Source organism: Granulicatella sp. 572.rep1_STHE (genome assembly GCF_001073445.1).
Taxonomy (GTDB): Bacteria; Bacillota; Bacilli; order Lactobacillales; family Aerococcaceae; genus Granulicatella; species Granulicatella adiacens.
On record NZ_JVBO01000008.1, the window covers coordinates 53,877 to 67,577 of the forward strand.

At 35.7% G+C, this 13,701-nt stretch carries 11 protein-coding genes; all 11 read right to left on the reverse strand.

Annotation, left to right across the window (positions count from 1 at the left end):
* Positions 1–23: 23 nt before the first annotated feature.
* Complete coding sequence (locus ADH99_RS00450; RefSeq protein WP_049554433.1) at positions 24–1,493, reverse strand: MFS transporter; 1,470 nt, start codon at positions 1,491–1,493, stop codon at positions 24–26.
* An 18-nt stretch (positions 1,494–1,511) separates the two neighbouring features.
* Entirely contained in the window at positions 1,512–2,339 is an 828-nt protein-coding gene (locus tag ADH99_RS00455; protein ID WP_065427277.1) for an HAD family hydrolase, read from the reverse strand.
* Positions 2,340–2,837: 498 nt separating this feature from the next.
* Complete coding sequence (locus ADH99_RS10395; protein WP_152903664.1) at positions 2,838–3,026, reverse strand: hypothetical protein; 189 nt, start codon at positions 3,024–3,026, stop codon at positions 2,838–2,840.
* 302 nt (positions 3,027–3,328) lie between these two features.
* The gene (locus ADH99_RS00460; protein ID WP_049554431.1) at positions 3,329–4,333 is read right to left on the reverse strand and encodes a sugar kinase; all 1,005 of its coding nucleotides are present in this window, start codon (positions 4,331–4,333) and stop codon (positions 3,329–3,331) included.
* A gap of 54 nt (positions 4,334–4,387) precedes the next feature.
* Positions 4,388–5,017 carry a bifunctional 4-hydroxy-2-oxoglutarate aldolase/2-dehydro-3-deoxy-phosphogluconate aldolase gene (locus tag ADH99_RS00465; protein ID WP_053091339.1) on the reverse strand — a complete coding sequence of 210 codons (630 nt, stop codon included), beginning with the start codon at positions 5,015–5,017 and terminating at the stop codon, positions 4,388–4,390.
* Between the two features lie 54 nt (positions 5,018–5,071).
* Positions 5,072–6,931, reverse strand: coding sequence for a heparinase II/III family protein (locus ADH99_RS00470; RefSeq protein ID WP_049554429.1), 1,860 nt, complete (start codon positions 6,929–6,931; stop codon positions 5,072–5,074).
* A gap of 9 nt (positions 6,932–6,940) precedes the next feature.
* A complete protein-coding gene (locus ADH99_RS00475; protein WP_005605769.1) occupies positions 6,941–7,756 on the reverse strand; it encodes a PTS system mannose/fructose/sorbose family transporter subunit IID in 816 nt (271 codons plus the stop codon).
* Complete coding sequence (locus tag ADH99_RS00480) at positions 7,746–8,546, reverse strand: PTS mannose/fructose/sorbose/N-acetylgalactosamine transporter subunit IIC (protein ID WP_005605771.1); 801 nt, start codon at positions 8,544–8,546, stop codon at positions 7,746–7,748. Before ADH99_RS00480 ends, ADH99_RS00475 begins: the two co-directional genes overlap by 11 nt.
* A 14-nt stretch (positions 8,547–8,560) precedes the next feature.
* The gene (locus ADH99_RS00485) at positions 8,561–9,061 is read right to left on the reverse strand and encodes a PTS system mannose/fructose/N-acetylgalactosamine-transporter subunit IIB (RefSeq protein WP_049554428.1); all 501 of its coding nucleotides are present in this window, start codon (positions 9,059–9,061) and stop codon (positions 8,561–8,563) included.
* A gap of 24 nt (positions 9,062–9,085) precedes the next feature.
* Positions 9,086–10,267: a glycoside hydrolase family 88 protein gene (locus tag ADH99_RS00490; RefSeq protein ID WP_049554427.1), complete on the reverse strand. Its 1,182-nt coding sequence runs from the start codon at positions 10,265–10,267 to the stop codon at positions 9,086–9,088.
* Between the two features lie 64 nt (positions 10,268–10,331).
* Positions 10,332–13,646, reverse strand: coding sequence for a polysaccharide lyase family 8 super-sandwich domain-containing protein (locus ADH99_RS00495; protein WP_160313158.1), 3,315 nt, complete (start codon positions 13,644–13,646; stop codon positions 10,332–10,334).
* Positions 13,647–13,701: the final 55 nt, after the last annotated feature.

Below are 13,701 nucleotides of genomic sequence, written 5' to 3' on the forward strand. Positions count from 1 at the left end.
TATAATGACGGAGCGTTAATGAATTATGCTTTTTGTTTTGCTAATGACTCAGCTTTGATTCTAGCAATTTCACTTTGAATTTCTTCCATTTTCTCTTTGTTTAATGGATAGAATTTCATTGCGATAATATTACAGAAGTATCCGAACATAATAAACCCGCAGAACATTACCAAACCGATAAATTTCAATTCTGGCGTTAATGGTGTGTCCACCTGAGGTAATTGTTCAGTAAATCCAATAGATGCACATAGGATACCAACAAATGCAGAACCGAATGAAGAAACGATTTTATCAACAGCACTGAATAATGTTCCCATTAAACCAGGTACATAACGTCCTGAACGATATACTTCGTAGTCCGCACAGTCAGCTGTCATAGGAATTACCATTGTACCAGCTAAACCATTTGCCCCTTGTGCTAAGATAAATAATGCTAAGAATGCAATTGTAAAGAATGATAATCCTGTGAATCCTTCAGCTCCAGGTAGTGAGAATGTTGAAGGATCCGCTACATAGAATAACCCAAATAATAATCCATAAAGGATAATACCAGCCCATGAACCTAATAATAGTGCTTTTCTTTGTCCAAGTTTTTGAGCGATAAATTTAACCCCAAGAATCATAATTAAAATCTTAGGAATCAATGTATATTGGTTAAATGTATTAAACAATTTATAGTTTCCACAAATAATACCAAAGATAATAACTGATACTGTAGCATTAGAAGTAACTATAGCTGCTAATTTATCTGTTGATGCTGATACTACTAACATTTGAATAGCTCGGTTATTTTTTAGTACATCCCAGTAGTCTCTAAAGGTAACTTTAACAGGTTCGCCAGTACCAAAGAATTCTGTACGGTCTTTATCTTTAAGTGCAAAGATTGCTAACCAAGTGAAGATAACTGTTACAGGAGCAATATACAGCCATAATTCTTGGAACATTTCAGCAGTGAAACCACCATATTTTGGCACTAAGTGTTGAGCAACAAAACCAGGTACTAAAGCGAATAATGTTGCGTTATAGATACCATCATAAATACCAAATGTTGGACGTTGTTTAGGGTCATTTGTTAAACAACTTTGAGCTGATTTAGTTACTACTGTTTGTAATGTATACCCAATAATGTAAATTAAATAAATCACTAGGAAATAAATAAATCTAAATTCTTCTGATAAATGGTGAGTTGTAAAGAACATTAAGAAAGTAGTAATTAGTAACACGATATTACCAAGTGCCATAAATGGACGATTTTTACCAAATTTTCCATCTGTTTTATCTACGATATAGCCAACGATTGGGTCAGTAATTGCGTCCCAAATACGCATAAAAGTCATTACTGAAGTAGCCATTACTACTGCTACCCCAACATAACCTGTTAAATAGTAAGCTACGAAGTTCAAAAGAACTAGCCATAAGTTTGTTGATGTATTATTTAAAGCAAACAACGCCATTTGCCACGTTTTCGCTCTATGAACCCCTGTGTTTTCCATGTTAATAACTCCTTATTTTTAATTTTTAAATTGTGATAAATGTTTATGATAAATTGCTTGATACTCTTCGTCATTGTATTGTCCGTCAATAAATTCTGGAAGAATATTTGTGACTAACGTTGCCCATGACTCTTTTTCTTTCCCAAATAATATTGGATAGAAATGTACTTCATTGACTTTTGCAGCATCAAGATCCCCAGGAGCATCCCCAACCATTAAGATTTTCTCTTTTTCAAATCCGAGAGACTTGATTTCTTTAATTGCTGCTGCTTTACTTCCTCGTTCCTGTCCGAAGAATTCTGAAACAAATGACATTAACCCATGACGTTTCCATTCACTATTAACTGCTTCGCTATTCGCAGAAGAAACAATTGCAATTTGTGCTACTATACTAATTTCTTCTAAAGCACTTTTCACGCCTTCAAAAGGTTTATCTTCGCCAACAAGTTCTGTTTCAATGCCGTGATTCACAGCCTTACTCCAATCGAGTGCTTTTACTAGTACAGCATCGTTATGCTTAGCTATCTCCTCTTCTAATGATTGATTCGAAAGAGATGTTGTATGATTGCACCAGTTAGCAAACACTGAGAAGTCTTCAATTGCTTCACCGTGTTCTTTAGCAAACTCGAGACTAAGTAGTAACCCTTTAAAGCGATTAATCCCTCTCGTTTCAGAGAATAAGTTAACACGATTCCATTCTTCTAAATAGACTTCTTGATTTTGAATCTCGAAATACTTCGCTGCTAGCGGGCCAAAGAATCGAATGTGCTTAATATCCATTGTGTCCATCGCACAGCCATCTGAATCGATACATACTACGAATGGACTTTCATTTGTTAAAGCCATATGCTCTCCTTTCATAAAATAAATCAGTTCTAAAGTCTGCAGATGATTTTGTTAGATGACTTTTATGCACTCGCTTACATTAGTGCGTAAATATAAAATCATCTCTAATTTTAGAAATGATGTGACGTTTTGCAGTGAATTCATCTGATGTATTCATTGTATCAGAAGTGAAACAAAAAATAAATACCTAAATTAAAAAATTTTCAAACTTTTTTAAAGTTGCTATTTCTCCATTTAAATAAAGGTTTCATCTATTATAATAGGCAACAAAAAATCAACAGACGACTTTTAAAAATCATCTGTTGAATGATGAATATATATTGTTAAGATAAAAAACAATCTTGTTTTTCTGATTCCCACAAATGTTGACTGTAAGAAGAACTATCTATTTTCGAGTAGAAAACTTTCAAGACATACTTGTTAATTTCTAACTCTATTTCCGAAATGGAGATAAGCACTACGACTTTAAAGATATTCTGCCCCTAATAAAAAGTTTTTTTAAATGTCCTCATGACGAGTTTGGATGTGGCCGCGAATTTTAAGATTCGTGTCAGGCAAGGCAATGAATGCATACGTACTCTTAATCCCAATATTCTCCCGGTGACAAATCGCCTTCTCAAACCGTTGATTTTTTAAGTTATCTGGCAATGCTAACTTGATGATTTTTGATAGACACTTTTTCTGCATCTCCTGCTATTGTCTTAAATAGATTAAAAATTCCAATCATTCTCGTGATAATTTTTTTGTCATCTCCTCGTCGTCTTTTAATTAGTTAATCGACTACGATTACCAACGCGATTCGTGACACCTTACATGGTAACTAAAACACTGGTACAGTTCGTACCGTTTCAGCTGTATTATTTTCGAGGCTCTAAAGCGTCTAATTAAATTAACAGCAGTGATTAATGAAGTAGGATGGTTCGAATACCTTTGACATCATACAAACAAACGCCAATGCAATTTCATTGGTGTTTTTACCTTTTGTTAAATTAACGAACAATCTGTCCTGATTTTTGGTTCATAAATTCAAAGACTTCATTTTCGTCAAACGGATTCCAGTCGCCAAAAACCGTATGTTTTAATACCGAACTTGCTGTTCCAAAATCGACAATTTGTTGGCTATCCCAACCTTTTAGAACTCCATTTAGAATCCCAGCGGCGAAAGCATCACCACCGCCAACTCGATCAATTACAGGTTGAATATCATAGATTTTTGACTCTACAAAGTTATTATCTTCTCCTACATAAAAACCTTGTAACTCATGGTGATTGGTTGAAAAAACATTTCTTTTTGTGGAATATAACACTTTGATATTCGCATATTTTTCTTTCACGCGACGATAGATTTCTTCAAGAGATACGTCTTCTTCAGCTGTTACAACTTGGAGAAAATGAATCGCATCGAGTCTCCCTGCAGATAAAATATCTACATAAGGCAAGATTTGTTGGAAACAAGGATAGGCTTCCTCATAACTCCACAACTTACTACGATAGTTCATATCAAAACTCACATAGCATCCATATTCTTTCGCTTTACGGACGACTTCAATCGCCCAAGCTTGCCACTTCTTAGAAAGAGCTGGTAGAATTCCTGAAATATGAAGCAAATCAGTATCAATAAAGATTTCGTCTAGATTCCAGCATAGTTCATTTAAAACGGAGATACTAGAATATAAGCGGTCGTATGTAACACGAGAAGCACGTCCTGCATTTCCTTGTTCTAAAAAGTAAGTTCCTAATCTTCCATATTCTGTCGCTACTAGATTCGTATCAATTCCATTCATTCGTAATCTTGAACTTACAGCATCGTTTAAAGGATTATCTTGCGGTAGAACCGTTGCCACAGAAACGTCATGGCCAAAGTGCGCTAAGGAAATCCCTACATTTGCTTCAGCTCCACCATAGCAGGCTCTGAACTCTTTTGTACTTTTTAACCGTACATCATCTGCGGTCGATAATCTTAACAAAATTTCACCTAAAGTGATGACTCTCATCTTGTCTCCTCTTTTCTTAAATAGAATTCTTTAAGAAGGATGAATTACCTCCATTTAATCAGCCAAAGCATTCACAAATTCTTTGGCAATTCGTGTTACACTTTCATACCCTTCTGTTGCAACTTTCGCACTAAGAGCACTTCCGACACCAACTGCAACGGCTCCTTTTTCTTTCCACTCTTTAATATTTGCTAGAGAAACGCCACCTGAAGGCATTAAATTTACATTTGGAATTGGGCCATGAATATCTTTAATGAATGAAGGCCCTAGAACTCCACCCGGGAATAATTTAATGATTTTTGCTCCTCCATTCATCGCTTGAACGATTTCTGTTGTTGTTGCGCATCCTGGGAAATAATCGATATGAGCTTCATGAGCTACCTTTTGAATATGTGCATCATAGTGAGGACTTACTAAAAATTCCGCACCAGCAGCAATTGCTTCTTTAGCCAACTCTACTGTCATAATCGTTCCAGCACCAATGACAACTTCTGATTTTTTTGCATAAAGAGCTTTCAATTCAGTAATTGCTTTAGAAGCCTCAGGTGTTGTATAAGTTACTTCAATATTTTTAATTCCACCTAATACAGAATGTTTTGAAATTTCAATCGCATCATCTGATGATTTACCGCGGATAACTGCAAAAATATAGTTTTCTTTTAATTGATCTAATACACTTGACATGTCCTTTCTCTCCTTTATAAATCTGGCTTTGTTTGTATACATAGTCTAGTCTTTTTATCTGAATCTTTTTATCTGATTATTTTTCTCAGCAACCATTCTCCCATAAACGATATTTCCATTTGAATCTTTTAGATATTTCAGTCCATTATGAATATCTTCTGGAGAATAATAGATCGTTAACTCTCCACTCTTGGTTTTACATTTTATTTTTGTCCCTCTTTCTTCTCCTGGACAATCTAGGCGTGGGATGCTCTCCTTCTCCACTGAATAAGGTTCCAATGCAATACATGTAAAAATGGGATCTTTTTTATTTCTGATTTTTAATTGAATGCCTTCATCCAACGAATTGTATCGTTTAGAATATTGGATAGCCTCTGTAACCATCTCTCCATTCGTCCAGAACCTGGAATACACATCATTCGAATGTTTCGTTGGGATGATAAAGTTTTGGGCTAAAGCATGTCCACTTTCTTCTTCATCAATCACCAATAAAAGTTTAGCTTGCGTATCCAAAATCATTTTTCGACTAATATAAGCTCTATTAGAAGTTTCATTATCTTTCATTGGAATACTCCATTGTGCTTCAAAATAATAGAGTTCGTCCTCCTTTTTCATCTGCATTGATAAAGGTTTAGCAATCCAATGATATCCCCATGAACTTTCGATAGAAGGATACTGACCGCCTTCTACTAGAACCGTATTTTGCATCCGTTCTGATTTAAATTGAACTCGATTTTCACATTCCGTATAAGTATACCGTCCGGGATGTGTCATAAAATGAACTCCATCCATTTCTAGACTGATTGCTCCGTGGGATGCATGACCATGTGAGCTTCCATGAAGGCCACAAAACAGACTGAAGTAAATATCTGAACTTTTTACAACCGCTATTCCGCCTACTTCATCATAAAACCAGTCTTCGAAATTTACTTTGTGTTTTTTATCAAACGCTCTCCCTGAATATAAAACTCCCATTGTATACTCTGGACATTCACTCTCAAACCCGAGCAAATGATAGTAGGAATGGACCCAAGAAAAATCAACCGTATCGCTGTCATTTAACGCTAAAAGCATATGATTAGAATTCGATAAATAATAACTCGCACGAACAGGTTCTATCAAAACTTCCTTCCAAAGGTGTTGATCCTCATCTCCCATGTAACAAGCAATCTGATATAAATAAGCAAAACACATGACGACTTGATGATGATACAGTGGACTTTGTTCCCAATGAAGTCCCTTTTTTGTAAACTGAAGAGAGGCTTGCTTTAAAAGTGTTTCTTTAGCCCACAAATACAGCTCAGGTTGTTCATCAAAGAAATATACGAACGAAAGAACACCACTGACGGCAAGAACTCCCCAGTTACTAAGAAGATGCTTCTCTTGTAAATGAGTACAAATATAATTAGCATGCAAGGACATCGCTTCCTGAATTTGCTTTTTTTCTTCCTCACTAAACTCTGATAGAGGAAAATAGGTTAAACTTTTCACCCAATTCATTAAGCGGATGCCTGCATCCAACACTCTCCATGAAGCTTCTGGGTGAGAAATCTGTTTTTCATTTTCCAAAATAAAATCAAAAACGATTTCCTTCCACTTTTTCAAGTATTTTTCTTCTTTTGTTAGATAAAATGCCACAGCTAAATCAACCAGATATCCTTGCCGATTTAACATGAAGATCCATTCCATATCTCCATTTGGCGTTTGGTGCCATTTAAACTCATGAAATGAATATTTTTCAAAACACGTTTCCATATCCATTTGATGATCATAGTAGACTAAATCCTGGTCAACTAAAGCATCTACTCTAGAAAAAAGTTCAAGCAGAAACCCACTTGAACTTTTCCCTATCTTTTTTAGAAATTCTTCTTTTAACCAAAATCTAGATTGATATGTCTCTAGATTCCTAAACATCTCATCACCTTATGCTAAAATTCCTAGAACAGAAGCTAAGATACCAATTGCGAATAATAGAATTAATAATTGATAAGTGTTCCATTTTTTCTTCTTCAATAGATAGAACACTAATACTGTAATTAATACTGGTAATAATCTTGGCATCATTTTATCTAAGATTTTTTGGATAGAAACGATTTGTTCTTCACCAGAACTTACAGTTGTCGCATATTGAATGGCAATTTTAGCTTTTACAAATGAGGCTGCTAATGCAGAGATAACAGTTACCCCAACAATATTGGCTGCTTCAGAGATTTTGCTAATTTGAGCGCTTAAAGTTTTAATAGCATTTGTCCCTAAACGATATCCAAGATATCCCATGAATACTTTGATAGCAAACATACTTAATAACATTGCCAACCAATATCCCATTGGAGCAAATCCTAGACCATCTAGAGCTAAACCTGCAAAGATTGTAGAGAACAATGGCGCTAAACCGAATTGTGCGATAGAATCTCCAATCCCTGCTAAAGGACCCATAAGAGCCATTTTAATACTACGTACAGAATCAATACTTTGACCATCTTCGTACATCGCTAATTGTAAGTTCGAAATAAACGGTACTAAATGTGGACTTGTGTTATAGAACTCCAAGTTTGCTTTAGCAGTTTCTTTTAATTTTTCTGGATCATCTTTATAAATCTTCTTTAAGCCAGGTAAGATAACGTTTAAGTAGCTGACCCCTTGATAAGTATTATAATTGAATCCATTTTGTAAGATGTATGATCTTAATGATGTTCTAAAATAATCACGTTTCGTTAATTTATTTTGTTTAGATTCCATTGCTAAAATCCTCCACTTCGCTAGTTTGAACTGTTTCCACAACTACTTCTTGTTTATTAGAATTTTGGTAGTAAGCAATTAATGCAAATACTGAACCAACTAATGCTACAGCCATTGTTGGTAATTCTAAGTAAGCCACGCAGATATAACCTAGGATTACGTATGGAGTTAATTCTTTCTTCAACATTACAGATAAAATCATTGCAAACCCGATTGCAGGAATTAACCCACCAGCTACACCGAAACCACTAATCAACCATTTAGGTAAAGCATTAACAAATGCTTCTAATGCTGGACGGCTTAGTGCAGATAAGATACCAATAATGAAACCAGCAACAGCTAAACCGATATAAGTTGAGTGTGCAATTAGTTTAAATTTACCAAAGTGACCATTTTCAATCGCTTTTTCAGCCATTTTTGGATTACCAGCGAAGAATGTGTATAAGAATGTTGTAACGAATTGGAATAATACCGCAAATGGGAATGAAAGTGCTAATGCATTTTCAGGTGTAATCCCTTGATCTTTTAATGTAATTACCATAATCGTACCTACGATACCAGGTCCTACTGGGTTAGGTGGAACTGTACCACCAGCACCTACCCCGAATCCCATATAAGCTAATTCAGCTAAAGCTCCGAATGTTAATGCTGTAGGAATATCTCCTAAAATTAACCCTACAAAAAACGCCATAACAATTGCTCTGTTTGTATAAATTCCTAGTAACATCCCTGAATAACAGAATGCTGTCACTAGACCAATCAAAATACCTTGCATTAATGAAATTTCCATTGTTCTCCCTCTTTTCAGCTAATCATTTCTAATAATTTTTCTAAAGTTTGTGCTCCGTCATTTGTAACCGGAGAAGTTTTTGTATTGAATTGAACATTGAATTTTTCTTTCATTGTTCGAAGTGCTTGTTTGTCTTCTTCTCCTAGATAAATGAATTGTGATACTTTATCCTTTCCAGGAGCTGCATGAATGTTACCTACATTCACATATTCCATCGGAAATCCTAGTTCACATAAGCGAAGTGCATCCGCTGGACTGGATACCACTACAAAAATTGTTTGGTGTGGGGCAGCTTTCCAAATAATTTCAGCAGTTCTTTGAATCGTCCAAAAACGTACATTCACTTCTTTTGGCAATACAGTTGTCATTAATGTTTGTTGTAATTCATCTGTTGACACTGCATCATTTGCACAAATGGCTAAGTTAACTCCTAAACTCTTAATCCATAATTGTCCTTGACCATGGATAAGTCTTTCGTCAATTCTGACCATTTTAATGTTTGGTTTGTTTTCCATGTTTTCATTCCTTTCTTTTCTTTTTTACCAGTACATTTCCCAGTCTTTCTTTTTACGCATAAGCGCTTCTAGATAGAAGTAATCACCCCAAATATTTCCCTCGTTAACCCCCTTCCCTGAATGCCATGAATATACTCCTTCATTTAATAAGGCAACGATAGTAGATCCTTTTTTATCCGTATATTTGGTGATTAGGTTATATAGAATTCTGTCTGCCCATTTTTCATACTCTTTAATCGCTTCATTATTTGGAAGCTCTTTAGCCATTTGTTGGATTCCACAAACTGCAATGGCAGCTGCGGAAGTATCTCTTGGTTGGCCCGAAGTATCATCAAAGATTAAGTCCCAATAACATACAAAGTCTTCCGGTACACGGTTTAAGAAGTAATTTGTTACGGCTTGGAAATATTCGACATTAGTTTCTGCCGGAGCATACGCATTGCAAAGTGCAATTCCATAAATTAACCACGCTTGCCCTCTTGCCCATGCAGAATCATCCGAATACCCTTGTCTTGTTTTTCCATATGCAGGTTCTCCTGTTTCTGGATCAAAGTAGAAAGTGTGGAAAGCAGAAGCATCTTGACGAATAGCGTTTTTCAACGTTGTCTTGAAGTGAGCTTTGGCCATTTCTTCATATTTGCTATCTCCAGTTTCATTACTTGCCCAGAATAGAAGAGGAATATTTAATAAGCAATCCACGATTAAGCGGTAGTTATCACGTGCTCCTAATTCTCCCCAAGCTTGAATGAAGTTTCCTTTTTCTTGATATCTTGAAGCGAGTTGGTCCGCAGCTTTAATGGCTGCTTCTTTTGCTTTCTCATTTCCTGTTAGCTTATAAGCGCTGACACAAGAAGGAGTATAAAGGAAGCCTAAGTCGTGGTGATTAACTTCGATTAATCGTTCAATTCGTTCAATGAAGGAATCCACATTCTTTTCGGCAGCTACTTTATATTTCTCTTCCCCAGTAAATTCATAAGCGAGCCACAACATTCCAGTCCAAAAACCATTGGTCCATTCGATATTTTCCATCGGTTTATAGTCATTATCGAATGTTGCTGGCGTTGGGTATTGTTCCCCCAACTGCTCTAAGTTACTATCAATTTTTTCTAAACAAACTTTGATCGCTTCATCTACTAAAGCAGGAGTTAAGACCTCCGCCTCATTCGGTTGATACACTTTCAAAAGTTCGATATTTTTATCAATCATTCTTGCACCTCTCTATAAGGCAACTTAACACGTTAACTCGTTAAGTTCATTGTACCCTATTTTTTTATTTTTGTAAACGTTTTTTTGAAAAAATAAGTGAAATTGTTAATAATAAAATTCCAAGTAACGTATACACTTCAAAATTCTTAGCCCCTGTGGCAGGTAAAGTCTCTTCTTTTGTTGTATTGGAGTCTTTTGAATCTTCTGTGTTTCTAATTTCAGTAGTTGATTCACTTGAACTTTGTTGTGTTTGCTCTTGTGTTTGTTCCTGAGTTGTTTCTTCTTCTGTTTGTTTTTTCACTAAATACGAGTAATATCTAATCTTGTTTTCAACAGTAGGTTCTGTTGAATTTTGTAATTCGTATTTGTCTGTGTTGAGTGCTGGTAGGCCTGCTGAAGGATCTTCTGGATTTAAGAATGCAATATCTAGTTTATTGCCCTCTTTCTTAATGGTATAAATCCCTTTTTCTTTTAATACGAGACCATCTTCTAACGTCAACTCAGAGTCATCATATTTTACAACTCCGTAAATTTGATTCGTCTTATCAAAGACTGCTTGCGTTTTTTCAGAATTTTCTACAACTTGAATGTCATCGTTGTTCTTTTCCTCTTCAAATTCTTTAGCTGAACGATTTGGATAGAGGACATACGCATATTTATTATTCGTAGCATCATGTGGTTGAACAATTGAAATGAAGCTATTTTCTACTTCTTCATCACTTTGTCCTTCATTAATATCCTTCCAAGTTCCTTTACGGTTTTCTTTTTTCACATTAACAGTTGTCGGTTCTAGGAATTTATATCCAATATTCATTTGCGTATTTTTAGATTTTAAGAGTAAATCTTTCACTTGCATTTTGGTATCAGCGTCTGAAACAGGAACTTCTTTTCCGTCTGCAACCACACTATAATCATTCTTCGAAGCACTGCGATTTCTTGATTCTCTTTGAACTTTACGGTTATCGACTACTGTATAAGCTTCATTATCCGTACTGTTCTTAATATCCGAACCGAGGAATACGATTCGATCGCCTAGAATAAACCATGATTTTTTGGCAGTTAGTGTTTTATTCCAGTTTTGGAAGTCCATCGCAACCGTTCCGTATTTATTACCTAGCGCTGTACTTCCAACAAATGAATGATCCATTGTTGTCATCCCAGACCCTTTTGCTCTAGCTTCGTTCGTTTCAGTAATCCCTGCTAGTTTATAAGGATCAACGGTTGCCCAATAATCATCACTATAATGACTTAAATCATCATTGTAGAGATAAGAGGCACCATCACTTGTATACCAACCTTTGGCATTTTCTTTATTCATGAATTCGTAGTTTTGAATCTTGTTCGAATACATGCTAATTCCGAAAGCAAATTCACGTTCTTTATTGTAGTAAGCCACTTTGTCCATCGCTTGATAGAGTTTGAGATACGTATCTCTTGGAGTCGCCTCTACCATCTGATTAGACATTAGACTTTCAAAGAGATGAACATCGTAGAAAGACTTCAATGATTTAAAGGTATCGTAGAAATCATCGGAAGAAACGATATCTTTCACTAGTCCTTGAAGTTTCGCTTTTTCTTGTTGATCACTTGCTTCGGCAATTCTTAAAATACCTCTTAAAACTTCCACTGCAGCATAGTGATCATTTTGTACTTTTCTGCTAAGTGAGCGACCTCTTGTCATATCCATCAACCCACCCTTATAAATCAAAGGTAAGAATCCTTGATGAATCCAGTGATAAAGAACATTTAATTTGCCATTACTAATCTTATAAGGACTTGCTTGAATAACAGGGAGTAATTGAGAAAATCCATCAATTAATACATTTCCGTATGCCCCTGTATAAGCAATATTTGTATGATCTACATAAGAACCATCATAGTAGAACCCTTCTCCTTCAGAAACTAATGCTAGTACATTACTTACGGCTTGAATTGAGCGTTCTAATTTCGCGTCATCTTCAAGGAGGAGAGCTTCAATGATTTTTACTTTTCCTAAATCTGATAGGTTCCCTCCAACAGCTGTTTTACCACGATTTTGGCTGACCATGATTTTGGATGGATCTGGAACCATTTTGCTCACTGGTTTTAAGTATTTCGCAATTTCTTCTTTACTGAAATAACGATTCATAATCGTTAGGATATTGTTGATGGCACGAGGAACTCCAATTTCATAATCCCACCAATTTCCTTTAGATTCAGTATTTTCATTGTAGTAATGGTCATACATGAATTTCATGCTATGTTTGACTACTTGAATAACTTTGTCGTCGTTATAGTATTTTGAGTTTTTATTCGTAACTGATTTTGCAATTTGTTCCACACGTCTATACGTCTTCGTTAAATTGGCTGATTTAGAATAATCCCCAACTGCATCCCAAATTTTCTTTTCATCATTTGCTAAGAAACTAGATAGATACCCTTCTACTTCTTTTTCATTAATGTTAAAGATTTCTTTCATATAACTACTCTCTGTCGAGTAAAAGTCATTCCCAGAAATCATGGCATCCCATTTTTTTAACAAGTTTTCATAGGTTGCATTTGGTTCAAGCACTTTCAGTGGAACTACTTTATCCTTACTTCCTGGAGCGCTTACAACTAATTCAGTACTTCCAGCCTTTTTAGGAACAATTGCTCCGTTTTCAATGGTAGCAACAGAAGTGTCTTTAATCTTGTACGTATATTTGGAATCGAGCACCCATCGTTTGTCAGTCGTTAAAGTAACTGAATCATCAAAATCAATTTCTTTTGTCTTTTGCGGTTGAGTCTCTTTCTTCTCCTCTTTTTTGGTCAAGCTCACATCATCAAATTGAACTTTTCCTTTTCCTGTTTCAAAGAATAACTCCACTCGGATTTTTGTCGCTTCACTTCCTGCGACAAACTCCTCCGTAATCGTCGTCCAATCGTTATCTCCGACTAAACTCTTGCTATACCAAAGTGGTGAAAGCTGTTTGTTATTGCTGTCATAAGACATAATGCGAACTCTAGCACCAATTTTTGAGTCTAATTTTTCTGTTTTGATTCTCACTGAAAAAGTATACTTTTGATTCGGTTCAACTGGAATATCTTGTCCTACTACCGCTCTCATTTCAGATTCAGCTTCCATTAAAAGATTCGCTTCATCTGTAGTTTGAATTTTATACTTTCCTTTTTCTCCTTTAGCAATCCAAGGAGTATTCCAATCAACTGCTGATTTTCCAGTCCATTTTTCCCCTGTATCGAGGGTCGCATCAAACGTTCCATTTTTTACAAGATTGACTGTTTGTTCTGCCTGAGTTTCCTTATGATCCTCAGCATATACAGGATTTCCCTGAGAGACTCCCAGAGACGAAACCAAAGCAAAAGCTAAAACTAAACAGCTCGACCAAACTTTTTTCATCATGACCATCCTTCCGTTTTTAACTTAACGTGTTAACCCTATAAATGAATTCTACCAC